The 22,242-nt window shown below is 38.2% G+C and carries 24 protein-coding genes; 11 read left to right on the forward strand and 13 right to left on the reverse strand.

Features of this window, described 5'->3' with window-relative positions; all coding sequences use genetic code 11:
* Positions 1 to 233 precede the first annotated feature (233 nt).
* Both QF004_RS13000 and gcvH read right to left on the reverse strand, forming a co-directional pair.
* The gene (locus tag QF004_RS13000; RefSeq protein WP_133441074.1) at positions 234 to 593 is read right to left on the reverse strand and encodes a VanZ family protein; all 360 of its coding nucleotides are present in this window, start codon (positions 591 to 593) and stop codon (positions 234 to 236) included.
* The gene (gene gcvH, locus QF004_RS13005) at positions 586 to 963 is read right to left on the reverse strand and encodes a glycine cleavage system protein GcvH (RefSeq protein WP_133439712.1); all 378 of its coding nucleotides are present in this window, start codon (positions 961 to 963) and stop codon (positions 586 to 588) included. Before gcvH ends, QF004_RS13000 begins: the two co-directional genes overlap by 8 nt.
* A 267-nt stretch (positions 964 to 1,230) precedes the next feature.
* Between gcvH and QF004_RS13010 the strand changes: the two genes are divergently transcribed.
* A complete protein-coding gene (locus tag QF004_RS13010) occupies positions 1,231 to 2,517 on the forward strand; it encodes an aldehyde dehydrogenase family protein (RefSeq protein WP_307427057.1) in 1,287 nt (428 codons plus the stop codon).
* Between the two features lie 61 nt (positions 2,518 to 2,578).
* Here QF004_RS13010 and QF004_RS13015 read toward each other — a convergent pair whose 3' ends face one another.
* Together QF004_RS13015 and truA are read right to left on the reverse strand one after the other, a co-directional pair.
* The gene (locus QF004_RS13015; protein ID WP_133439710.1) at positions 2,579 to 4,321 is read right to left on the reverse strand and encodes an ABC transporter ATP-binding protein; all 1,743 of its coding nucleotides are present in this window, start codon (positions 4,319 to 4,321) and stop codon (positions 2,579 to 2,581) included.
* Positions 4,322 to 4,412: 91 nt separating this feature from the next.
* Positions 4,413 to 5,144: a tRNA pseudouridine(38-40) synthase TruA gene (gene truA / locus QF004_RS13020; protein ID WP_307427061.1), complete on the reverse strand. Its 732-nt coding sequence runs from the start codon at positions 5,142 to 5,144 to the stop codon at positions 4,413 to 4,415.
* Positions 5,145 to 5,400: 256 nt separating this feature from the next.
* Here truA and QF004_RS13025 point away from each other — a divergent pair, with 256 nt between their 5' ends.
* The gene (locus QF004_RS13025) at positions 5,401 to 5,892 is read left to right on the forward strand and encodes a metallophosphoesterase (protein ID WP_307427069.1); all 492 of its coding nucleotides are present in this window, start codon (positions 5,401 to 5,403) and stop codon (positions 5,890 to 5,892) included.
* 239 nt (positions 5,893 to 6,131) lie between these two features.
* On the forward strand, positions 6,132 to 6,608 hold the full coding sequence (locus tag QF004_RS13030; RefSeq protein WP_307427072.1) for a hypothetical protein: 477 nt from the start codon (positions 6,132 to 6,134) through the stop codon (positions 6,606 to 6,608).
* A gap of 11 nt (positions 6,609 to 6,619) precedes the next feature.
* Here QF004_RS13030 and QF004_RS13035 read toward each other — a convergent pair whose 3' ends face one another.
* Together QF004_RS13035 and cdd are read right to left on the reverse strand one after the other, a co-directional pair.
* Complete coding sequence (locus QF004_RS13035) at positions 6,620 to 7,504, reverse strand: exopolyphosphatase (RefSeq protein WP_307427075.1); 885 nt, start codon at positions 7,502 to 7,504, stop codon at positions 6,620 to 6,622.
* 99 nt (positions 7,505 to 7,603) lie between these two features.
* A complete protein-coding gene (gene cdd / locus QF004_RS13040) occupies positions 7,604 to 8,083 on the reverse strand; it encodes a cytidine deaminase (protein WP_133439705.1) in 480 nt (159 codons plus the stop codon).
* A gap of 309 nt (positions 8,084 to 8,392) precedes the next feature.
* Between cdd and QF004_RS13045 the strand changes: the two genes are divergently transcribed.
* A complete protein-coding gene (locus QF004_RS13045; protein ID WP_307427078.1) occupies positions 8,393 to 8,950 on the forward strand; it encodes a ferritin-like domain-containing protein in 558 nt (185 codons plus the stop codon).
* A gap of 147 nt (positions 8,951 to 9,097) precedes the next feature.
* Positions 9,098 to 10,144, forward strand: coding sequence for an NADPH dehydrogenase NamA (gene namA / locus QF004_RS13050; RefSeq protein WP_307427184.1), 1,047 nt, complete (start codon positions 9,098 to 9,100; stop codon positions 10,142 to 10,144).
* A gap of 109 nt (positions 10,145 to 10,253) precedes the next feature.
* Here the strand turns inward: namA and hemL are convergent, their stop codons facing one another.
* The 3 genes from hemL to QF004_RS13065 all read right to left on the reverse strand — a co-directional run bounded on the left by hemL (position 10,254) and on the right by QF004_RS13065 (position 13,758).
* Positions 10,254 to 11,537 (reverse strand): glutamate-1-semialdehyde 2,1-aminomutase, encoded by a 1,284-nt coding sequence (hemL, locus tag QF004_RS13055; RefSeq protein ID WP_307427081.1) that lies wholly within the window; start codon positions 11,535 to 11,537, stop codon positions 10,254 to 10,256.
* Positions 11,538 to 11,657: 120 nt separating this feature from the next.
* Positions 11,658 to 12,707 carry a glucosaminidase domain-containing protein gene (locus tag QF004_RS13060; RefSeq protein WP_307427083.1) on the reverse strand — a complete coding sequence of 350 codons (1,050 nt, stop codon included), beginning with the start codon at positions 12,705 to 12,707 and terminating at the stop codon, positions 11,658 to 11,660.
* 145 nt (positions 12,708 to 12,852) lie between these two features.
* Positions 12,853 to 13,758 carry a 1-aminocyclopropane-1-carboxylate deaminase/D-cysteine desulfhydrase gene (locus QF004_RS13065; protein WP_307427086.1) on the reverse strand — a complete coding sequence of 302 codons (906 nt, stop codon included), beginning with the start codon at positions 13,756 to 13,758 and terminating at the stop codon, positions 12,853 to 12,855.
* A gap of 113 nt (positions 13,759 to 13,871) precedes the next feature.
* Between QF004_RS13065 and QF004_RS13070 the strand changes: the two genes are divergently transcribed.
* Positions 13,872 to 14,126 (forward strand): DUF6364 family protein, encoded by a 255-nt coding sequence (locus QF004_RS13070; RefSeq protein WP_307427089.1) that lies wholly within the window; start codon positions 13,872 to 13,874, stop codon positions 14,124 to 14,126.
* Position 14,127: 1 nt separating this feature from the next.
* Entirely contained in the window at positions 14,128 to 14,544 is a 417-nt protein-coding gene (locus QF004_RS13075; protein WP_133439699.1) for a PIN domain-containing protein, read from the forward strand.
* 82 nt (positions 14,545 to 14,626) lie between these two features.
* Here QF004_RS13075 and QF004_RS13080 read toward each other — a convergent pair whose 3' ends face one another.
* Positions 14,627 to 14,956, reverse strand: coding sequence for a hypothetical protein (locus QF004_RS13080; RefSeq protein ID WP_307427094.1), 330 nt, complete (start codon positions 14,954 to 14,956; stop codon positions 14,627 to 14,629).
* A gap of 39 nt (positions 14,957 to 14,995) precedes the next feature.
* Here QF004_RS13080 and QF004_RS13085 point away from each other — a divergent pair, with 39 nt between their 5' ends.
* A complete protein-coding gene (locus QF004_RS13085; RefSeq protein ID WP_133439697.1) occupies positions 14,996 to 15,196 on the forward strand; it encodes a DUF5522 domain-containing protein in 201 nt (66 codons plus the stop codon).
* Positions 15,197 to 15,267: 71 nt separating this feature from the next.
* Positions 15,268 to 15,801 (forward strand): DUF4136 domain-containing protein, encoded by a 534-nt coding sequence (locus QF004_RS13090; protein ID WP_133439696.1) that lies wholly within the window; start codon positions 15,268 to 15,270, stop codon positions 15,799 to 15,801.
* A gap of 378 nt (positions 15,802 to 16,179) precedes the next feature.
* Here the strand turns inward: QF004_RS13090 and pafA are convergent, their stop codons facing one another.
* Positions 16,180 to 17,823 (reverse strand): alkaline phosphatase PafA, encoded by a 1,644-nt coding sequence (gene pafA / locus QF004_RS13095; RefSeq protein WP_307427098.1) that lies wholly within the window; start codon positions 17,821 to 17,823, stop codon positions 16,180 to 16,182.
* A gap of 256 nt (positions 17,824 to 18,079) precedes the next feature.
* Positions 18,080 to 19,006, reverse strand: coding sequence for a malate dehydrogenase (locus QF004_RS13100; RefSeq protein WP_307427101.1), 927 nt, complete (start codon positions 19,004 to 19,006; stop codon positions 18,080 to 18,082).
* A gap of 308 nt (positions 19,007 to 19,314) precedes the next feature.
* On the opposite strand from QF004_RS13100, the gene epsC reads away from it, so the two are divergent.
* A complete protein-coding gene (gene epsC, locus QF004_RS13105) occupies positions 19,315 to 20,130 on the forward strand; it encodes a serine O-acetyltransferase EpsC (RefSeq protein ID WP_307427104.1) in 816 nt (271 codons plus the stop codon).
* 61 nt (positions 20,131 to 20,191) lie between these two features.
* The gene (gene cysK / locus QF004_RS13110; protein ID WP_307427107.1) at positions 20,192 to 21,124 is read left to right on the forward strand and encodes a cysteine synthase A; all 933 of its coding nucleotides are present in this window, start codon (positions 20,192 to 20,194) and stop codon (positions 21,122 to 21,124) included.
* Between the two features lie 385 nt (positions 21,125 to 21,509).
* On the opposite strand, the gene QF004_RS13115 is transcribed toward cysK, so the two are convergent.
* Positions 21,510 to 22,238 carry a hypothetical protein gene (locus QF004_RS13115; RefSeq protein ID WP_307427110.1) on the reverse strand — a complete coding sequence of 243 codons (729 nt, stop codon included), beginning with the start codon at positions 22,236 to 22,238 and terminating at the stop codon, positions 21,510 to 21,512.
* Between the last annotated feature and the right edge of the window lie 4 nt (positions 22,239 to 22,242).

Raw genomic sequence — 22,242 nt, forward strand, 5'->3', positions numbered from 1 at the left:
GAAGAAAATATTTTTATAATGCTATGATTGACAGAATGCTACAGCTTCATAAAGTTATCCACTTTATCTAAAGTATCCATTTTGCGGTAGGGATAGAAGTGGAAATCCCGCAGCAAGCACAGGCTTTAGCCAAGGCGTGAGGAATTGAAACGGATAGCCCGACCCGAAAGTGGGAAAACGATACGGTGTTTGGCTAAACCCGCAGAGGGGACCGCCCTAATTAAAAAAACGTACTATATAATAGTACGCTGTAATTTTTTAAAGATAAAGTATCCGATAAGGACTCCAATAATGTCTGCTACTAAATCCAGACCTTCCAAGGAGCGGCCTAAACCCATTTCGTCCTGAAGAATCTCAGTGAGCAAAGCATAGCTAATCATAATCTGAATAAAATAACCAAACTTGATTTTCGGGAATGCCGCAACGAAAGAAAACCCTAGAAACGCGAAAATACTTAAATGCAAAACCTTGTCTATACCCTCGAACATAAAAGGATATTCGAAATTTTCTACGCCGGGTTTTAGAAGCATATAAGTAAGAAATGCCCAGTAAATGGGCAATATCTTACGAAATATTTTTAATATTTTATCCAAGTGATGCTTGGTATTCTTCTGCAGAAAGGAGTTCTGACTGATCAGCATCCTCTGCTATTTCTAATTTAATAATCCATCCTTTCCCGTAAGGATCGGTATTTAGAAGTTCTGGCTGATCTTCCAGGTCTGTATTGAATGCTGAAACAGTCCCTTTCAACGGTAAGAATAAATCTGAAACTGTTTTCACGGCTTCTACACTTCCGAAAACATCTCCTGAAGAAAGTTCATCGTCTACAGAATCAACATCTACAAAAACGATATCACCCAGTTCGCCTTGTGCAAAATCTGTAATTCCTATGGTTGCGGTGTTTCCTTCAATCTTCACCCATTCGTGATCTTTGGTGTACTTTAATTCAACTGGTAAATTCATTTTTTTTATTTTATTCTTCAAAAATAATTAAAATTATGTGATATTCAAAAGTTTCTCCCGTTTTTAGTAAACACATTTCCAGAATTTACTGCGGGAATTGTTCCGATTGATCCATCTTATCATTTGAAATGACGATTATTGCCTGCATCAATCCTTTAATTTATCTTGTTTTCTTAAATTTGCTGATTCTAAATTAATATATTGTCTTCTGCTGTCTTTTACTTTTATATAAAGAGCACTTTGCAATTCCAAAAAATTTTAAAAAAAATGAACATTGAAAATAAATTAAAAATCTCCCAAAAAGCTTTTAACACTTGGAGAACTGTTCCATTTAAAGATAAGCAGCTACTGCTCAAAACTTTAGCGAAACTTCTTGACGATAATGCTGAAAAATTCGGGAAAATCATCACTAAGGAAATGAACAAGCCGATCACGCAGTCCATAGCGGAAGTTAAGAAGTGCGCGACGATGGTCAGCTATTATGCCGCTGCGGAAAATATCCTTAAACCTGAAAAGATCAAAACAGAATTCCGAATTTCTAAAATTCATTATATTCCTAAAGGTGTTATTTTGGGGGTAATGCCGTGGAACTTTCCCTTTTGGCAGGTTATCCGTTTCGCAGTTCCTGCGATTTTGGCAGGAAATACAGTGGTATTAAAACATGCTTCCATTTGCTTCGGAAGTGGAAATGAAATTGAAAAGATTTTCTTGGAGGCCGGCTTCCCGAAAGGAGTTTTCCAAAATTTAGAAATCGGTCACGCTGAAGTGAAAACCGTGTTGGAAAATCCTGTTGTGAGAGGTGTAAGTTTAACGGGCAGCGAGAAAGCCGGTGCAGAAGTCGCTTCAATCGCCGGAAAAAACATTAAAAAATCCTTGCTGGAATTAGGCGGAAGTGATGCATTCATCATTTTGGATGATGCAGATTTCGCAGCAGCGGCAGAATCCGGCGCAAAATCGCGCTTAATGAATTGCGGACAAGCTTGTAACGCAGCGAAAAGATTCATCATTCAGAAAAATATAGAAAAAGAATTCCTTCCTATTTTTGTTAAAGAATATCAAAAATTTGTACCAGGCAATCCTTTAAAAAAGAAAACCAATATGGCGGGAATGGCGCGTCCGGATTTGGCTGATGAGTTGGAACAGCAATATAATAAAGCGCTTGCAAACGGTGCCGAAATTATTTTGCCGCTCGTAAGACTTTCAGCAAATGAATTTGTTCCCGGATTAATTAAAGTAAAATCCGGAAATCCTATTCTTCAGGAAGAACTTTTCGGACCACTCGGAATGGTGATGACTGCAAAAGATGATAAGCACGCTCTTCAACTGGCAAATGAAATTCCGTTTGGACTGTCTGATTCGGTTTGGACCAAAGATAAAAAAAGACAGCAATTCTATATCGATAATTTGGAATCCGGAACGGTAAGCATTAATAAAGGAACCAGTTCAGATCCTAGACTGCCTTTTGGCGGCACGAAATCTTCCGGTTATGGAACAGAACTTTCATTGGTTGCGCTGAAGGAATTTGTAAATGTAAAAACTGTAGTTGCCAATTAAAAGGCAACTTTAATCATCAGAAACCAGAACCTTCAGGATTATTCACATCCTGAAGGTTTTTTTACAGCGTTTTCGCTTCAACTTTTAATTGTGATCTGTATAAAGTCGCGTAATAACCGTTTCTTTCCAAAAGTTCGGCATGCTTACCTTCCTCGACAATTTTCCCGTGTTCCATCACAATTATTTTATCTGCATTTTCAATCGTAGAAAGCCGGTGTGCAATAATAATTGAGGTTCGGTTTTTGGTTATTTTTTCAGTAGCACGCTGGATTAATTTTTCACTTTCGTGATCGATGGAAGATGTTGCTTCATCGAGAATTAAAATCTTCGGATCTGAAAGATAAGCTCTTAAAAATGACAACAACTGCCTTTGCCCCAAAGAAATTGAAGAACCTCTTTCGCGGACAACATAATTGTAACCGCCGGGAAGACTTTCAATAAAATCATCAACTTCAATATCTTTCGCAATACTTTTTATCTTTTCTAAAGTAACGGTCTCATCACCGAAAGCAAGATTCTCAAAAATACTTCCGTGGAATAAAAAGACATCCTGCAAAACAACGCCAATATGACTTCTCAGGTTATAAAGTTCATATTCTTTTAGCTCAACATCATCCAATAAAATTTTACCGGAATTAATATCGTATAATCTTGTAATCAAACTGATAATCGTAGACTTTCCGGCACCGGTCGCGCCAACAATCGCAACGGTTTCACCTGGATTTACTTTAAAACTGATTCCCTTTAAAACCTCCTGTTTTTCGTCATAAGAAAAATGAACATTCTTAAATTCTATTTTTCCCTCAAAATGAGATTTAGCAATTGTACCGTGATTCGGCATCGCAAAATCTTCGTCCATCACGCCAAGAACTCTTTCTGCACCAACAATTCCTCTTTGTATATTATTAAAACGATCCGCAATTTGCCGAAGCGGACGGATCAACATCGAAATATATTGAATAAAAGCGATTACCGCACCTGCTTTAATGGTAATGAATCCGCCGTAGAAAAGGATGAATCCTATAAATAAGGAAGAGATTAATTCGACAACGGGAAAAAACAGCGAAAAAATAAAAACCGTTTTCAGCAAAGCCGACTTCAAAATAATATTAATATCATCGAACTTTTTGAATTCCGCCTGCTGTCTGTTGAAAACCTGCACAATCGACATTCCCGAAAGTCTTTCCTGTACAAATGAATTCTGGTTAGACGTCCAGGTTCTTTCATCGCCAAAAGCTTTCTTTAATCTTTTCTGAAAAAACCTCGTAATCAAAACCATCAGCGGAAGAATCGCCAAAGAAATATAACTTAAATGAACATCCACCTGAAACATCATAATCAATACGAAAACGATGCGCAGAATATCACCGAAAACCATCAGAAATCCATCGGTATAAACCGTGGCAATCGTTTCTACATCGCCAACTGCTCTTGTTACCAGTTGTCCGATTGCGGTTTTATCAAAGAAAGAAGTGCGGAAGTAAATAAGTTTATGATACAGTCTTTCGCGGATATCCCGAATGACGTTTTGCGAAATAAAGTTGGAGAAATAAACCAGAAAGAAATTCAAAACCGTTTCACCGAAAACCAGCGCCACCAAAATATAAATATGCTTCATCATCAACCCCTTATCGCGAAGCTGAATAATGTCTGTATCTACAATCTGCATCGTCAAATACGGCCGGTAGGTAGAAATAACCGACAGAACGATGGAAATAATCAGCGTCAAAATGAACCAGGAACGAAATTTCATTCCGATTACAAATAGTCGTTTAATAATATCCCAGGTCGATTGCTTCTTCATATTTTATTTAAAAATTCTTTGCAAAAATACAGAATTTTGCAGGGATGAAAGATGCTTAAAGATTGAGTTTTGAAATTACCGCAATCGAAAATTAAAAATCATAACCCACATCTACCAAAAACAAACCTTGCGCCGGCGCCGATGTTCCGGCAGAATTACGGTTTTTATCTTTGATAATCCGGTGCAGATCCTGCGGTTCTAATTTTCCGTTTCCGATTTCCACCATGGTGCCCACAATTGCCCGAACCATATTCCGTAAAAAGCGGTCCGCAGAAACGGTAAATTTCAGTTCAGAACCCTCCTGCTCCCAAAACGCTTTATAGATTTTGCAGTTATTGGTTTTATTATCGGTGTGTAATTTAGAAAAACTTGTGAAATCTTCGTACTCAAAAAGAATTTTGCAGGCTTCATTCATCCGGTCGATGTCCAAATCCCGTTTCCAGATTTGCCAGGAAGAATCCTGCGTAAAAGGATTTTTATCCAGAGAAATATAATATTCATACGTTCGAAAAGTCGCATCGAACCGGGCGTGGAAATCATTTTTCACCGCAAATATTCTTTTCACCGCGAAATCCTGCGGCAAAAAACTGTTCAGCTGATAAGCCAGATTATCCCCGATATTTTTCTCAGTATCGAAATGCGCAAATATTTTCTTCGCATGCACGCCAGTGTCTGTTCTTCCCGCTCCGGTCGTTTTTATCTGCTCACGAAGAATGGTAGATAGGGCTTTTTCCAAAACTTCCTGAACAGAAATTTGGTCCGGCTGAATCTGATAGCCAAAATAATTTTTACCCGAATACGAAAACTCTATAAAATACCTCATCGCCTGCAAATTTACTGAATTTTCAGGAGCCACAAAATGGGAAATATGTTAGGAAAGCAGTCCCGCTATCCGCTATATCTGTGCCTTTCTTTTCAAAAAAGCCAGAGGATGCCGCTTCTATCGGGGCTAAAATATAAAGCAGGTTGTTTTTCACATTTTTTACGATCAAAAATTAAAGAATCTGCATGAGCAATTGAGCATAGGAAAATTTCTAATTGATAGATTACCTTTTAAAAAAAATTAAGAAATTTACAACATGAAAATACTCCTCCTCTCCGACTCTCATTCTTATATCGATGACCGAATTTTAGAGTATGCCAAAAGCGCAGATGAAATCTGGCACTGCGGAGATTTCGGAAACATGGAAGTCATTGAGAAACTGGAAAAAATAAAACCTTTACGCGGCGTTTACGGCAATATCGACGGAGCAGAAATCAGAAAAATATTCCCGGAAGTTTTACGGTTTAAATGCGAAGATGTAGAAGTTCTGATGATTCACATTGGTGGCTATCCCGGGAAATACACGCCTTTGGCCAAAAAAGAAATCGAAGAGAAAACGCCGAAACTATTTATTTCCGGACATTCTCATATTCTGAAAGCGATGTATGATCAGAAAAACAAACTCCTTCACCTGAATCCCGGTGCGATGGGAAAAGTCGGTTGGCATCAGATGCGCACGATGATGCGTTTTGAAATCAACGGCGATCAAATCGAAAATCTGGAAGTGATTGAACTGGGGAAAAAGTAGAAAAGTTTCATTTTAATTAAATTTACGGAAACCTAAATGATATAAAATAATTAAACCACAAAAGAACATTTGAAAAGAGAAACCGCCAAAAAAGCAACTTTTTTAGACCACTTTCCTTTTTTGATCTTTAGAAAAAACTTAAAAAGTATCGCTTTTGCGACTGTTGTGGTTTTTTAAACAAATTCAAACTGGCTTTTAACTTATTATGATGAATATTATCACTTTAATTAAAATGTAAAATGATGCAAAAATACCGCAATACGCCGATCTTTAAAAAATCGCAGGAAATCTTTGACACTTTACGGATTATCACCGACTTAATTCCTGAGGAAAACGAACATTTAGAATTTACCAAACACCACATTTTAGAAAACATTTACACCATACAGGCAAAACTGGTGGGTGCTGAAGCCGTAAAATTTTGGGATTTGAAAATGGAAAATGCCGCTCTTATCAGAAAGTGCGCGAGAGAATTAATGGTCCTTCAGCATTCGCTGAAAGCTTTTGGTTTTTCCGATGCAGATTATTATCAAATTGTGCGGGTACAACTGGAAGAATTCCGTTTGCTGTTCAGAGATTGGGTAGCCGGCTTTAATCCAAAACATTTCATTGTTGATGAATGGGGTCTTTTTAATCCTCCGGGAATTCCGCAGGATTATGAACAGAGAGATGACGAACTCAATTTTTTGGACGAAGATGATGACGGGGAATTCTAAAATATACGAGGCTATTTCTGTCGCAACTCTTCATAAATACTGTGAATCAAACCATCAGCAACAGAAATTTTCGGAACAAATATTTTATCGATATCGCTCCAGGACATCACATTATTGAAAATCTGCAGCGCCGGAACCAAAACATCGGCCCGGTCTTCGCGCAGGTTGAATCTGCTCATTCTTTCGGTTACCGAAAGACCGCTCATTTCTTTGTAATATTTTTTCAGAAAAGCAGTTGACATCGGTTTCCCGTCTTTTGTTTTGCTCATCGAGAAAATTTTATTGATGTTTCCGCCGGAACCAATGGCAACAATTGGTTTTTTACTGTTGATATTTTTGCGGATTTCCTCTTTTAATTCCTTCCACAAATCGTCTTTCACCAAACCATTCAGCAATCTGATGGTACCGATGTTAATGGATTTCTCATATTCCATCTTTCCGTTTTCATAAAACATGAGTTCGGTAGAACCACCGCCAACATCGATGTAGAGATAGGCATTGTTTTTATCGAGCGCGTCTGCCACGTGATTTTCAAAAACCAAAGCTGCTTCCTGATCACCGGTAATAATTTCGATATCAATCCCGGAAGATTTTTTAACCTGTCTGATGATTTCTTTTCCGTTTTTTGCGTCGCGCATCGCACTGGTCGCGCAGGCACGGAAATGTTCGACTTTATAAATTTTCATCAGATTACTGAAAACAGTCATGGAATCGATTACCATCTGTTCTCTTTCCGGACCAATTTCACCATGGGTGAAAACATCCATTCCCAGACGCAGTGGAATCCTGAGGAGATTCAGCTTGGTAAACTGCGGTTTCCCTTTTTTGGGTTCCGTTACTTCATTAATCAGCAGTCTGGCTGCGTTACTTCCGATATCTATCGCTGCTATTCTCATTCGTTAAAAATAAATTTTATAAAATTGCTCTTTAAATCCACAAAAAATAATGCCAAAATTCAGGTAAATTCAGCGATCGGAAACTTTTGTTTTTGAGTTTTAAAGGTAAGAAGCGTCGAAAGAAAAGGGTAACAGTTCCCGGATTGATTTGGTTTTGTAAATTTCGCCGCCCAATGACGCAAAATAGATTTCTATATCATCCTTCTGTTTCGCTTCATATTCCAGAATCGACTGTCTGCAGGCTCCACACGGCGGAATTGGAATAGAAGAAGTAGCTTTTCTCGGCGCACCGATTACAAAGAGTTTTTTAATTTTCACTTCCGGAAAATTAGCTCCGGTATAAAAAATTGTCGTTCTTTCTGCGCACAGTCCCGAAGGATAAGCCGCATTTTCCTGATTGCTTCCTGTTATAATTTCGCCGTTCTCCAGCAAAATGGCACAACCAACGGTGAAATCAGAATAGGGTGCATACGCTAAATCGCGGATTTGCATTGCTTTATCGAAAAGCGTTTTCTCAATCGCATCGAGGTGGTCGTAACTTTCGATGGCTTCGAAATTAATTTTAAATTGTTTTTCCATTTATTAAAAATCGGAGAGTAAAGATAAGGCTTTTTTTTAGATTGCCTGTATTCTCTTTTAAAAGGAATAGTTGCTTAATAGGTTCTTTAAAAAACGTCATTTAACAATCATCACTTTGGCATGAATCTCTTAAACATTTTTGGGAATAATTTGTGAATTTCATTCGTTAGGTCTGGATTTTGTTTATAAATTCATTCTTTCCGGCAGCAAAAAATAAACCTATTAAAAAAAACGTTATATCATCAATATCGCATTTTCGCCGGTTCAATTTCTGGTTATCTGTATTGATCAACCCAATAAATAAGACTTATGCCAAATTCACATCACCCCCTTGAGTCAGCGAAAAAGGATGAACATTCACATTCCAGATCTCTGTTAGACAACTTTTTCATTAATTCTTTACGGGAAATGTATTTTGCAGAAACTGCAATAGCAGAGGAATTCGCCCTTATAAAGGATAAAATTGTTTCTTTAAAATTAAGGGAAATTCTTAAAACTCATTATGAAATTCACCTGAAACATAAGGCGCGACTCGAAAAAATCTTCCAACAGAGAAATGAATGTATAAAAAGTAAAACCTGCCCAACCTTTAACGCTTTACTTACTGAGGGGAAAAATCACCTTTCCGTTTTTTCAGATGATATCGTCAACTGGGAAATCGCGCTTATTCTTCTTTCGCAAAAACTGGCTCATTATAAAATTGCTTCTTACGGTGGCCTGGCTCATCTAGCCATCAATCTGAACTATTATAAAGCGGCAACCCTACTGGCAATCAGCGTTCAGGAGGAAGAAGAGTATGTTTCCAAAAATTTGGATGACATCATCAGTACTTTTCTGGCGTCCCATGTAGAGGGCTATAAAAATTAAAGCAGTTTTTTCAGCTTCATTTACACATTTAAAATTTTTCTTGTGGATGCTTTTTTGTTTTATCATAGGCATTATAAATAATGTAATCTACATTGTCCTCTTCACTTTTCGTAAATTTGGCACTTTAATAAAATAATAAGAAATATGATTTTATATTCTCCGCTAAAACTTAGAAACCTCGAACTCAGGAACCGTTGGGTGATGTCGCCGATGTGTATGTACTCCTGCGAAAACGGCGTTGCCAATGATTTTCATTTTGTTCATTACGGCAGCCGTGCACAAGGCGGAACAGGTTTGCTCATTGTAGAAGCAACCGGCGTAGTTCCCGAAGGCCGGATTACGCACAAATGCATGGGACTTTGGAATGATGAGCAGGCGCAAAGTCTGAAAAAAATCGTGGATTTCGTGCACCAAAATTCTGAAAGCAAAATTGGAATCCAGTTAGGTCACGCCGGCCGAAAAGCGTCCACCTGGAATGGCCAACAGCTTTCTCTGGAAGAAGGCTGGGAAACGGTTGCGCCTTCAAAAATACCGTATGCTGAAGGGGAAAGAATCCCCCATGAATTAACGGTTGAAGAAATCAAACAGCTGGTTCAGGACTTTAAAGCGGCTGCCCAAAGATCAATCGATGCAGGTTTTGATTTGATTGAAATTCACGCTGCGCACGGTTATCTCATTCATGAATTTTTATCCCCATTATCCAATGTAAGAACCGATGAATACGGTGGAAGTTTCGAAAACAGAATTCGTTTTTTGGTAGAAATCGTGGAATCTGTGAATGAAGTACTGGACGAAAACCATCCGTTACTGGTCCGGATTTCCGCCACTGAATACGCTGAAAATGGTTGGGATATTGAAGAAAGCGTACAGCTTGCCAAAATCCTGAAAGATAAAAATGTTGATTTAATGGATATCTCAAGCGGTGGAAATATTCATGGAGCAAAAATCACTTTGTTTGATGGTTATCAGGTTCCGTTTGCTGCAGAAATTAAAAAGCAAACCGGCATGAAAACCGGTGCGGTGGGATTAATTAAAACTGCAGAACAAGCAGAGAAAATTCTGCAAAACGATGACGCAGATTTAATTCTTGTTGCCCGTGAAATCTTAAGAAATCCATATCTGGCAATTCAGGGATCTTTTGAGGGAAAAGGAGACTGCGATTTTCCGCACCAATACGAAAGAGCGAGGATTTAATATTAAAACTGCCACGAATACACGAATGAGTTCTTATTGGTGAATTCGTGGCAAAAATTATAGACAAAAAAAAATCCGCTTCAATAAAATTTGAAGCGGATTTTTTTCTTTATGAATATTCAAAATTTCTGATGACTCCCAGGGTTCTGTCGATTTCCTTTTCCTTAATGGAATTTGAAATAAACCAGGTTTCGTAACCACTTGGCGGCAAATAAATTCCGCCCGCCAATAACTGGTGGAAGAAATTATTGAACAGAGCATGATTGGCATTGGCGGCTTCTTCAAAATTAGAAACGGCATTCACGTGGAAAAAGACACTCATCATCGACCCTTTTCTATTGATCCGGTGCGGAATTGATTTGTGGTTAAGAATTTTCCCGATTTCAAAATCTAAAGTTTCTGTCGTTTTATTGATATTTTGATAAAAATTTTCATCATTTTTAATGAGTTGCAAAGTGGTTAAACCCGCCCGCATGGCCAAAGGATTTCCGCTCAAAGTTCCGGCTTGGTAAACCGCACCTTTTGGAGCCAGATGGTCCATGATTTCATTTCTTCCGGCAAATGCACCCACGGGGAGTCCTCCACCGATTACTTTTCCGAAAGTGACTAAATCAGCTTTCACGCCGTATAATTCCTGCGCGCCGCCAAAAGCGAGACGAAATCCCGTCATTACTTCATCAAAAATAAGAAGAGTTCCGTTTTCGTCGCAGAGTTTTCTCAGTTTTTGCAGGAAATCATTTTCAGGCAAGACACACCCCATATTTCCGGCAACCGGTTCGATGATGATGGCGGCAATTTCACCTTGATGGTGTCTGAACAAATCTTCGACCTGCCCGATATCATTGTATGTCGCGAGCAAAGTGTCTTTTGCCGTTCCTGCAGTGACTCCCGGAGAATTTGGATTTCCGAAAGTTGCCATTCCACTTCCCGCTTTAATTAAAAAAGAATCAGAATGTCCATGGTAGCAACCTTCGAACTTGATGAATTTATCTCTTCCGGTAAAACCTCTGGCCAAACGGATGGCACTCATACACGCTTCCGTTCCGGAAGAAACCATTCTGATCTGATCGATATTGGGAACGTTTTCTACGATAAACTTTGCAATTTCAGTTTCGAGTTCTGTAGGAGTTCCATAAGAAAACCCCTTTTCTGCCTGCTTTGTAATGGCTTCTAAAACTTCGGGATGCGTATGTCCGAGAATCGCAGGACCCCAGGAATTAATGTAATCGATATATTGATTATCATCTGCATCGGTCATATAAGCGCCTTTGGCAGATTTCATAAAAATGGGAACGCCTCCCACGGATTTAAAAGCACGAACCGGTGAATTTACGCCGCCCGGAATATAGTGATAGGCTTCATCAAATAAAGCTGAACTTCTTTGGTATAACATTTTTTCAGATATGAGATATTAGATAATAGACGAATAGATAATAGACGAATAGACGAATAGATGACAGGCAGATCAAAGAGTTTATTTTCGATTTCCATTTATCAAGTTTTCGGTCTTAGATTACTTTTTTGGTTTTTTGCTTTGAAGGTAAATTAACTGGCCGCTTGTTGGTTGCTGGCCGTAATCCATTCTGTTTTTGGAATAAAGCTTCTTGAGTTTGATTCCGAATTTCTGGGCGATATCGTGCATCGATTCTCCAACCTGGGCTTTATAAGTCGCTACGTTTCCGGTGGAAGATTTGTGTTCCAGAAACAGAATGTCATTTCTTTTTAATTGAGTTCCGTTGAGCTCGTTCCATTTCATCAGCGTAGTTTCTGTAATCTGGAATTTTTTTGAAATTGCTGCCAAATCAATATCCTCAGGAACAATTACGAATTTCTTGCCGCCATTCGGATGACTTTTAATTAAAATAGACTGCAAGGTTTCTGCCTTTGAGACTATTTTCTCTACATTTTTCTGCTGTTTTGCATAAGAGGTTTGTTCGTAAGGAACCTTTACGGTGACAGGGTTACCCGAACTCCCGCTCTGATCCAACCTGGCCATAAAAATACGGTCGTTCTTTAAGTCGGGATACATTTTCAAAACCGCATACAACACTTCCCTGGAATTGGTTTTATCAAATTCGTAGAGTTTGTTTTTTTCAATTTTATCGATCAGAATATAGGCGTATCTTGGATTCGTCGCATAGCCGGCTTTTTTCAAACCATGCGCCCACGCTTTATAATCCATCATGTCGAGTTTGAAAAGATTCACGTAATACGGTCTGTACGCCAAAAACTTCGAATGATCTTCGTACGAATCCCGGGGATCATCATAAACCCGGAAACATTCATTCGGCGCATCATCAGTATGGGTCATGGTTTTTCCGTTCCAATCTTCTTTACATTTGATGCCGAAATGATTATTTCCCTGTTGTGCGAGCCGGCTTTGCCCGCCACCGGTTTCCAGAAGTCCCTGTGCTAAAGTAATTGAAGCCGGAATTTTATATTTTTCCATTTCTTCGACGGCGTAGGTCGCAAATTTCTGAATGTATTGCTCATCCGTCTTCCAACCCTGGGCGTTGAATTTTGCAAATAATATTAATGCAAGAGCAAAAAATATTTTCTTCATATATTATATTTAATGACTTTTAAACTGATTGAGTGATGAACCATAAAGTCACCAAGTTTGGTTTTAATTTTTATTCAATAAGATCATCTTTATGAACTTATATTTCTGAACATCTTCACATCACTTGTGGTTAAATCTATGTGGTTTAAAACTTAATCAGTTCGCGGTTTTGTTTTTTCAGCAATTCATTAGCTCCAAATATCCCCTGCAAACCACCGGTATGAAAAGCCAGAATCCTGCTCTGTTCCGGAAACTCCTTTTTTTCAATCATTTCGAAAAGCGTCTTCATCATCTTTCCGGTATAAACCGGGTCGAGCTGAATACCGAACTTTTGTTTAAAGTCATTGATAAAACGAATATTTTCGTCGGTTATTTTACCGTACTTTCCATCGTGTGCTTCAATCAGTTGAAAGTTATTTCTGGTTGAAAGGTCCGACACCTTATTATATAAGGACGGATCATCTACTGCTTTGAAACCCAAAACCTGCTGTTTCTCTTCTGCAAACTTCGAAATTCCGGCGATTGTTCCGCCCGTTCCGACTGCGGTGCAAAGATAATCAAAACTTTTTGTTTCCTCTGTGAGCATATATTTTATGCCTTCCACAGCGTGTTCATTGGTTCCGCCCTCAGGGATAATCAAAGCCTGAGGAAATTCTTTTTCTAAAATTTGGGTTAAAGTTTCTTTGTCTCTGTACATTTCGCGCGTCACAAACCGAAAATCCATACCGTTTTCCTGTGCGAGTTTCAAGGTTGGATTTTCCTGCCATTTATCCTGAATTTCCTCCCCCCGGATAATTCCTAAAGTTTTTAAATGACCTTCTTTTCCCAAAGCGGCAACTGCAGCAATATGATTGGAAAAAGCGCCACCAAAAGTAATCAGGAAAGGATCTGCCGGATTACGGTCTAGATAGGAATTGATATTATAAAATAATTTCCAGTATTTATTCCCTGAAATCTGTAGATGAATGAGGTCTTCTCTTTTCAGAAAAAGCCGGATGTTTTTTTCTAAAGGGATTTCAACGATAGGAATTGAAATTGCAGGGATTTTCATGGAGCAAATTTCGGAGAAATAATTGAAAAAATCTTCTTAGATGCAAAAAGTTGTACAACTAACCTACAATTGTACGTATAAAATTATTATCTTTGTTCGTATAAAACAGCATTATGGATTCTAAACTCACTCTTAAGCTCAACGAAAGTGTTATTAAACGTGCTAAAAAATACGCTTCAAATAAACACCTAAGCTTATCAAGACTGATAGAAAACTATCTCGACTCTTTGACTAATGAACAAAATGACGATTTTGAAATCTCTCCATTTGTCAAGAGCATTTCGAGCGGAAAAAGTATTCCTGCAGATCTGGACGAGAAAACTTTGCGCAAAGACTACACCGAATATTTAAGACAAAAATACCAATAAAATGCAAAAGGTATTTTTAGATACAAATATTGTTATCGATTTTTTGGGCGAACGTGAAGAATTTTATCTTCCTGCTGCAAAAATGATGACTTTAGCAGATCAAAAGAAAATTAAAGTTTTCGTTTCGCCAATAAGCATTTCTACCACTTTTTATTTGCTGTCAAAATTTGAAAACACAAAAATGGCGTTGGAAAAGATTAGAAAATTTAAAGTACTCTGCTCCATTTCGATAATGGATGATGAAGTTATTGAAAAAGCAACTAATTCTGATTTCAAAGATTTTGAAGATGCGATGCAATATTATAGTGCTGTTGCTTCGCATTGTGATTTAATCGTCACCCGAAATGAAAAAGATTTTAAAAATGCTTTAATTCCCGTGATGAATGCCGAGAGTTTTTTGCAAACGCTGAAGAAGTAGTCACTGGAAAACTTTTTCTAACAGCTTTTTTCCGTCCACAAACAAGCAGGTAGAGAAAACTAAAAAAGTGCTCAAATAAAAACTACTTGATATACTTCCAGAAACTCCAGTGTTTCCTGTTTTCCAAATAATCCGGATTGGCTTCCATGGCGTAGGCTTCGCGTTCGAAGGAAATGGACCTGTAGGCGAGATCGCGATTTTTAAGTTTGAACAACCGGTAATAATACTCCATCACGTACCAGAGATAAAAGAAAATAATTAAAAGTTCCAATTGCTGTCTCAGATGGATTTTTTCGTGATTGATGAGAATGGGATCGTGCCTATATTCCGGCTTTCTCAGAATGATGAACGGGAAAAGAGTAATCCCTGAAATTTTTGTATTTTTGAGAAGTCTTTGGCAAATCACAATCATGAAACAAAGATATTCATTTCGGGAAATCTGATTTAACTTATGTACCAGAAAATCATCAAAGAGCACGAGGACTTTTATTATAACGAACAGGGTTATAAGGTTTTTACAGAAGCATACCATTTAAAACGCGGTTATTGCTGCAAAAGCGGCTGCAAACATTGTCCGTATGGTTATGATAAAAAAACGGATACGTTTAAAAAGATTGTTAGACCTGAGACGAAGAAATTTGGGGAAGATTGAGAGTATTCGGGTGATTGTGATATAAACTGAACTTTTTTAAAAATTTAAATAAACAAGAAAATATAAACGTCATGAGCAAAAAATATATCTTACTGCTGCTGGCTTCTGCCACATTGGGACTTTCTTCTTGCAGCCCTTTTCAGATAAAATCTGATTATGCCGCAACCGCCAATTTCAATTCTTACAAAACGTATAAATTACGGATCGACGATCTGAAACTGAACGATATCGATAAAGACCGGGTACTGAATGAAGTTTCGAAACAATTGCAAACAAAAGGCTTAAGTGTTTCAGAAACTCCGGATTTGATCGTGAACGTAAAAGCCAACCATAAAAAAATTCAGGACATCCAGTCTTCAAACCCTTACGGAATCTACGGTTGGGGCGGACCTTTCGGTTGGGGAATGGGAATGAACAGAACCTGGACACAGAATTACTCTCAAGGCACCCTGATTGTAGATTTAATAGATGCCAGAACCCAAAAACTGGTTTGGCAGGGAATAGGAAGCGGAATTGCTGTAGATTCACCAAAAGCGAAACAAAAACAGATTCCGGAAATTGTTTCGGAAATCATGGCGAATTATCCTCCGAACAGAAACAAATAATTTTATTTAAATAGAGAGAAGACTGATTTTGTAATCAGTCTTTTTTTAACCACAAAGAGTCATATTTTTTTGTGTGTTTTTTAAGACATGAACTTTCAGCGCTTTTCACTATGAGTTTCTGAAAAAAATATTCATAAATATTCATTTTGTAATGTTTAAATTAAATAAAATTTTTCAACACTAAAGTCACAAACATTTTCAATAATTACACGATAATTAAAGAGCAGAAATAGTTGGAAGATATTTAATTATTCGCTTTCAGATTCTGAAAAAGCAGAAAGAATGCTAATTCATTAGTACTAAAAAAGTGATTTTTCAGACCAAAAAAAACCGCCCAAAAGCGGTTTTATATTTATACAAAATTTAAGAATTTAAAACTTATTTCCCAATCGCTTCTACAATCGGGTTTCCGATATTTCCACTTGGAAACTGGATCCTTAATAATGCAGCCAAAGTTGGTGCGATGTCGGTCATGTTGTAATCTCTATTGCTCTCGCCGCTTTTAATTCCCCAACCCATAAAAATTAAAGGAATATGGGAATCGTAAGAATTCCACGAGCCGTGCGTGGTGCCCAGTTTCGAATAACTTGGCAACCAGGAATCGTGGTAAATCACCTGAATATCACCACTTCTCTGCCAATTGTAACCGTTCACAATCCGCGTTTTAATCGGTTCCGGAACGGAGGACGAACCTGCTTTTTTCATATCGACCGCGAATAAGACCGATTTGTCTTTGTTCAGAATATCGATTAGATATTGCTTCACCTGTTCTGCATCTAATTTATTATCAGCAATTAATTTATCGTCTAAATAAACCTGATTATTGGTTATTTTAGTAATTAATTTATCGACGTTAAATTTATCTTTTAACTGTTTATTAAATTCCTTATTGTCTTCGCCATAAAAACCGGTCGGCATTTTATGTTCTTCCATAAAACCTTCGGAATGCGCGCCGCCATGATCTGCAGAAAGGAAAACGGTGTACTGATCCTTACCAACTGTTTGATCTAAATATTTAAAGAAATCTGCCAAATCCCGGTCTAATCTCAGATAAACATCTTCAACTTCAATAGAATTCGGGCCGAATTTATGTCCCGCATAATCGGTAGAAGCCAGATTGACGGCGAGAAAATCGGTAATGGCATCAGCGCCCAGCTGCTCTCCTTTGATGGCTGCTTCTGCTGCTTTCAATGTTAAAGTATTTCCGAAAGGTGTAGAACGGATATTGTCTTTCTTGGCCTGATAATCTGCGGCCAAATTACTGTAAGGAAAAGTCGGCGTTTTCGCACTTCCCAAAAGTCCTTCCCACGGAGAATTATCAGGTGAACTCTCGGTATATTCGGCAATAGGAAGCAAAGTGCTCCAGCCGTTTTTCACCAGTTGATCTCCCATTTTCTGGCTGTTAAAATCATTCACCCATTTTGGCAATTCATTCCTGTAATAAGAACTTGTTACAAAATTTCCGGTGGTATCATCGAACCAATAAGCTCCCGTAGGATTATGACCGGCAGGAAGAATCGACGCGCGATCCTTTAAAGAAACGCCTACCACTTTTGCTTTAAAATTGGTTGCCAACAGAAGTTCGTCTGTAATGGTGGTTGACCACAAATTTCTTGGCGAATGACTGCCGACTTTAACATCGGTGGTCCCAACCGGCTTTACCGAATCATCTGCCGTACAGTACACATTTTTTCCGGTCGTTTTATCAAACCAGTCATTGCCTGAAATCCCGTGAATTGCAGGCACAGAACCAGTATAAATGGTAGTGTGACCAATTGCCGTATAGGTCGGAATATAATTAATGTGAACATTATTGAGAGAATAACCCTGGTTCAACAATCTTTTGAAACCGTCATTCCCGTATTTTTCATAATAGCGGTAGAGGTAATCCCAACGCATCTGATCGACGACTAATCCAACCACAAGTTTGGGTCTTTCGAGTTGTGTTGATCTATTTTTCTGTGCATTCAACGAAAAAGTGGAAAGCGCAAGAATCCCAATAATCTGAATTTTTCTGAACATTTAATAAATTTTTAGCTTTTGTAAAGGTAATGTTTCTTATCAGATTTTAAAAACCTTTCATGATCTGAAAGGTTTTGGGGTTTTAGGTCAAAAGCAAATCTGAGTTATGTTATCAGATCTGCGGGCGTCATTTTTTCGGTGTTCAGCATTTTTAAAAGCCGTATTTTCAATTTAATAACGAAGAATTATTGCTGTTTTAAACTAAAAAAAACGCACCTTTTTCAAGATGCGTTTTCAATATCATTACAGAAAATTCTTAGAATTTCAAGTCGCCATTCACTTCTCTTACTGCTTTTGCAGCGGTTGCGAATTTTTCTTTTTCAGCGTCAGTTAAACTGATTTCAACGATTTTCTCAACACCGTTTGCGCCGATAATTGCCGGAACGCCTAAGCAGATGTCGCTTTCACCATATTCTCCGTCCAACATTAATGAACACGGAATCATTTTTTTATGGTCGCAAAGAATGGCCTGTACCATTACAGAAACTGCTGCTCCCGGTGCATACCAAGCGGAAGTTCCTAATAATTTCGTCAATGTTGCACCACCAACTTTGGTTTCTTCGGCAACGTAATTCTGTTGTTCTTCACTTAAGAATTCAGTCACCGGAACTCCGTTTCTTGTTGCTTTAGTCATCAAAGGAAGCATTCCTGTATCACTGTGAGCAGCGATGACCATTCCGTCAACATCTGAAATTGGACATTCCAATGCTTCCGCCAATCTGTATTTGAAACGTGCAGAATCTAAAGCTCCACCCATTCCAATGATTTGATTTTTTGGTAAACCAGAAGTTTTGTGAACCAAATACGCCATCGTATCCATTGGATTAGAAACCACGATGATGATTACGTTTGGTGAATGTTTTACCAGGTTTGCAGTCACTTCTTTCACGATTCCTGCATTGATCCCGATCAGTTCCTCACGGGTCATTCCCGGTTTTCTTGGGATTCCGGAAGTAATTACGGCAACTTTTGACCCAGCGGTTTTGCTGTAATCTCCGGTTGTTCCGGTAATTTTAGTATCGAATCCATTCAGAGAAGCAGTTTGCATCAAATCCATGGCTTTCCCTTCGGCAAAACCTTCTTTAATGTCAACCAAAACAACTTCTGCTGCGAAATTTTTCATCGCGATGTATTCTGCACAACTTGCACCAACGGCTCCTGCTCCAACTACGGTAACTTTCATATTAATTTATTTATTTATTTTTTAATGGAAATATGGAAACCTGCGTTTTCCTATTTATTAATTTATTGTTTTTTTTAAATGATCATCAAAACCTGGGTTTTCATTTACACTCCTGAATCTTATTAAATATCAGCATTCAAATTTACGAAATGTTAAAGTTTTGACCAATTTTTGCACTTATTAAAGTTCTGTTCTGGTTTTCAGAATTCCTGCTGAGGCCAATGATGGTTTTTATTTTTATTTATTACCCTAGATCAACCTGTTTGGCAAAGCTTATGCTGTAACTTTGCTCAAAATATAAATGCCGAATGGATTTTTCTAAACGTTTACATCAGGGTTATGCCCACCGGAAATATGACCTTGATAAAAAGAAGATCGAAAACTTCATCGACCGGTTTTTCCGCTTTATATTTTTTTTGGAATATCAGCGGTGTTCAGAACTTAGCGACATCCAGATGCGTTTGAATCATTTTAAAAATGAGTTTAAAGAAATCCTGTATTCGGTTACAGATGATAAAGAAAGTCCTGAAACAGAGCTTTTCTTTGAAAGCTTCCCCAAAATCTACGAATCTCTGGAAAAAGATGCCCAGGCAATCTTCGATAACGACCCTGCCGCAAAAAGTATGGAAGAGGTCATGTTTTCTTATCCAGGTTTTTTTGCCATTGCCGTTTATCGCTTCGCCCACGAACTCTACAAAAGCGATGTTCCGTTAATCCCAAGAATATGGACAGAATTTGCCCACAGTAAAACCGGAATCGACATCAATCCGGGAGCAGAAATCGGTAATAATTTCGTTATCGACCACGGCACGGGAATCGTCATCGGTGAAACCACCGTTATTGGAAATCATGTGAAAATCTATCAGGGCGTAACTTTGGGTGCCCATTCGGTGACTAAGAATTTGCAGAATACCAAGCGCCATCCGACGATTGAAGATCATGTGGTCATTTATGCCAACGCCACTATTCTCGGTGGCGACACGGTCATCGGAGAAAATGCATTGATTGGCGGAAACGTCTGGATTACACAAAGCATTGCCCCGAATTCGGTGGTTTTTCATAAAGGACAAGTCACGGTGAAAAATAAATTCCCGGGTAATGAACCGATCATTTTCAGCATTTAAATAAAATCATTTTTCCATATCAATAATTACCAACACAAATACTAACCCAAAAAAGACATTTATGAAACTGAATACCATATTAGAAGCCATCGGAAATACACCGGTCGTGAAAATCAATAAAATATTTCCCTCCAACGTAGAAGTTTGGATGAAATTAGAAAGACAAAATCCCGGCGGAAGTTTAAAAGACCGAATTGCTTTGGCGATGATTGAAAGAGCGGAGCAGGAAGGAAAAATCAATAAGGATACTTTAATTATCGAACCCACTTCAGGAAATACGGGGGTTGGTCTGGCCATGGTCTGCGCGGTGAAAGGTTACAGACTCGTTTTGGTAATGCCGGAAAGCATGAGTGTAGAACGCCGGAAACTGATGAGTTCCTACGGCGCTCAGTTTGTTCTGACCCCGAAAGAAAAAGGAACTTCAGGCGCGATTGCCAAAGCGACGGAAATGGCCGCTGAGATTGAAAACTCCTGGATTCCGCAGCAGTTTGAAAATCCTGCAAATCCACAAATCCATGCAAAAACGACGGCAGAGGAAATTTTAAATGATTTCCCACAAGGTTTTGATTACCTCATCACCGGTGTTGGAACCGGCGGACACATCACTGGTGTCACCGAAGTTTTGAAACAGAAATTCCCCAATATGAAAAGCTTCGCAGTAGAACCGAAAGATTCAGCCGTAATTTCCGGAGGAGCGCCCGGACCGCATCCTTTGCAGGGAATTGGCGCAGGCTTTGTACCAAAAGTTTTGAATACCGCGATCTTAGATGGAACAGTTCAGATCGAAAAAGATGAAGCTTTTGCCTTCACAAAAAGATTGGCCAGCGAAGAAGGCATTTTAGGTGGAATCTCTACCGGCGCTTCTTTGGCGGCGATAAATAAAAAACTGGCAGAAATTCCGGAAGGCTCTAAGATTTTAACCTTTAATTATGATACCGGTGAAAGATATTGGTCTGTGGATGGTCTTTTTGAAGAGAATCTTTTCAAGGCGTAATGTCGTGATACTACAAGTTTAACAAGAAGTTTTTAACCACAACAGTCACAAAAGTTTTGGATCATAAAGTTTAAAGAATTTCTTCTTAAAGAGAAAAAAAGGCTTTCGATAAAATCTGCGAGTGAAATCTTAATTTTCCTCAATTTCTTAATGGTGAAAAATAAGGGTTCTGTTTTTTTAACCAGAAAGTTTTAACCACAAAAGTTTTGGATCATAAAGTTTAAAGAATTTCTTCTTAAAGAGAGAAAAAGGCTTAACATAAGAAAGTGTCTCAATACCTCAAATAGCGCTCTGAGATTTTGATATTCGCAACCCAAGCTCGGACAGGAGTCCGTGAGAAAACTACAAAAAAAGCCGTTTCATTGAGTTATGAGACGGCTTCTTTTTATTTGAATAACTTCTGACACTTTGGACAAACGTACGTTTTACTATTTCCGCTCTCTTCAATAATAATTGCAGATTTATCTTTCGGACAGATTTTCTTTTCAAAGATTAAAGCGTTTTTTTCTACGCTGTCTGTTTTTAATAAAGTCAAAATCTCTTCCGCGTAATCAACTGTTACCTTCAGCAGAAATATTAACTTTTTCTCAGGAATAGCTTTAATCAAACTATCTGGATGAATTTTGGCATGGTATAAAGTTTCAGTTCTGATAATTGGTCCAACACCTGCAAGAATATTTTGGTTCAATAAAGCATCGCCAATACTTTCTTCCGCGTGCCTGGTTTGCAATTCATTTAAAACAAATTCAGCATCGAACTCCGGTTTGGAGATATCGGTTTTGAAATTAAAATAATCGGTCGGTTTTCCCTGATAAACTGTAGGCTCGGAATTATAGAAATTGATTTCATTTTCCTCAAAATGGAATGAAAAACCAGCGTTGATTTTCTTGCGTTTGTTGACCAAAACATTTCCAACCGAATTGACTTCGATTGCCACGAAGAATTCTTTAAAAAGAAAAAGGAAATGTGTACCGAAAGTCTGAATATCGATTAGATTTACCTTATTAAATAAAGTGTTATCGATTGCGGCATCACCCGAAACTTCAGAAACGGTTTTCCCTTTGTAACGTTGCAATTTATTTTTCAGAAAAAGTAGGAATGGTCCTTCCGGCATTTTT

Source organism: Chryseobacterium sp. MDT2-18, from assembly GCF_030815285.1.
Taxonomy (GTDB): Bacteria; Bacteroidota; Bacteroidia; order Flavobacteriales; family Weeksellaceae; genus Kaistella; species Kaistella salivictor.

Bases quoted from the DNA above. Each gene is read 5' to 3' on its own strand.
- QF004_RS13065 (WP_307427086.1), bottom strand. From the start codon at position 13,758: ATGAAAATCCCTGCAATTTCAATTCCTATCGTTGAAATCCCTTTAGAA.
- QF004_RS13015 (WP_133439710.1), bottom strand. From the start codon at position 4,321: ATGAAGAAGCAATCGACCTGGGATATTATTAAACGACTATTTGTAATC.
- QF004_RS13085 (WP_133439697.1), top strand. From the start codon at position 14,996: ATGTACCAGAAAATCATCAAAGAGCACGAGGACTTTTATTATAACGAA.
- QF004_RS13010 (WP_307427057.1), top strand. From the start codon at position 1,231: ATGAACATTGAAAATAAATTAAAAATCTCCCAAAAAGCTTTTAACACT.
- QF004_RS13035 (WP_307427075.1), bottom strand. From the start codon at position 7,504: ATGAGAATAGCAGCGATAGATATCGGAAGTAACGCAGCCAGACTGCTG.
- epsC (WP_307427104.1), top strand. From the start codon at position 19,315: ATGGATTTTTCTAAACGTTTACATCAGGGTTATGCCCACCGGAAATAT.
- truA (WP_307427061.1), bottom strand. From the start codon at position 5,144: ATGAGGTATTTTATAGAGTTTTCGTATTCGGGTAAAAATTATTTTGGC.
- hemL (WP_307427081.1), bottom strand. From the start codon at position 11,537: ATGTTATACCAAAGAAGTTCAGCTTTATTTGATGAAGCCTATCACTAT.
- cysK (WP_307427107.1), top strand. From the start codon at position 20,192: ATGAAACTGAATACCATATTAGAAGCCATCGGAAATACACCGGTCGTG.
- pafA (WP_307427098.1), bottom strand. From the start codon at position 17,823: ATGTTCAGAAAAATTCAGATTATTGGGATTCTTGCGCTTTCCACTTTT.
- QF004_RS13060 (WP_307427083.1), bottom strand. From the start codon at position 12,707: ATGAAGAAAATATTTTTTGCTCTTGCATTAATATTATTTGCAAAATTC.
- QF004_RS13075 (WP_133439699.1), top strand. From the start codon at position 14,128: ATGCAAAAGGTATTTTTAGATACAAATATTGTTATCGATTTTTTGGGC.
- QF004_RS13100 (WP_307427101.1), bottom strand. From the start codon at position 19,006: ATGAAAGTTACCGTAGTTGGAGCAGGAGCCGTTGGTGCAAGTTGTGCA.
- QF004_RS13025 (WP_307427069.1), top strand. From the start codon at position 5,401: ATGAAAATACTCCTCCTCTCCGACTCTCATTCTTATATCGATGACCGA.
- gcvH (WP_133439712.1), bottom strand. From the start codon at position 963: ATGAATTTACCAGTTGAATTAAAGTACACCAAAGATCACGAATGGGTG.
- cdd (WP_133439705.1), bottom strand. From the start codon at position 8,083: ATGGAAAAACAATTTAAAATTAATTTCGAAGCCATCGAAAGTTACGAC.
- QF004_RS13090 (WP_133439696.1), top strand. From the start codon at position 15,268: ATGAGCAAAAAATATATCTTACTGCTGCTGGCTTCTGCCACATTGGGA.
- QF004_RS13030 (WP_307427072.1), top strand. From the start codon at position 6,132: ATGATGCAAAAATACCGCAATACGCCGATCTTTAAAAAATCGCAGGAA.
- QF004_RS13045 (WP_307427078.1), top strand. From the start codon at position 8,393: ATGCCAAATTCACATCACCCCCTTGAGTCAGCGAAAAAGGATGAACAT.
- QF004_RS13115 (WP_307427110.1), bottom strand. From the start codon at position 22,238: ATGCCGGAAGGACCATTCCTACTTTTTCTGAAAAATAAATTGCAACGT.
- QF004_RS13080 (WP_307427094.1), bottom strand. From the start codon at position 14,956: ATGATTGTGATTTGCCAAAGACTTCTCAAAAATACAAAAATTTCAGGG.
- QF004_RS13070 (WP_307427089.1), top strand. From the start codon at position 13,872: ATGGATTCTAAACTCACTCTTAAGCTCAACGAAAGTGTTATTAAACGT.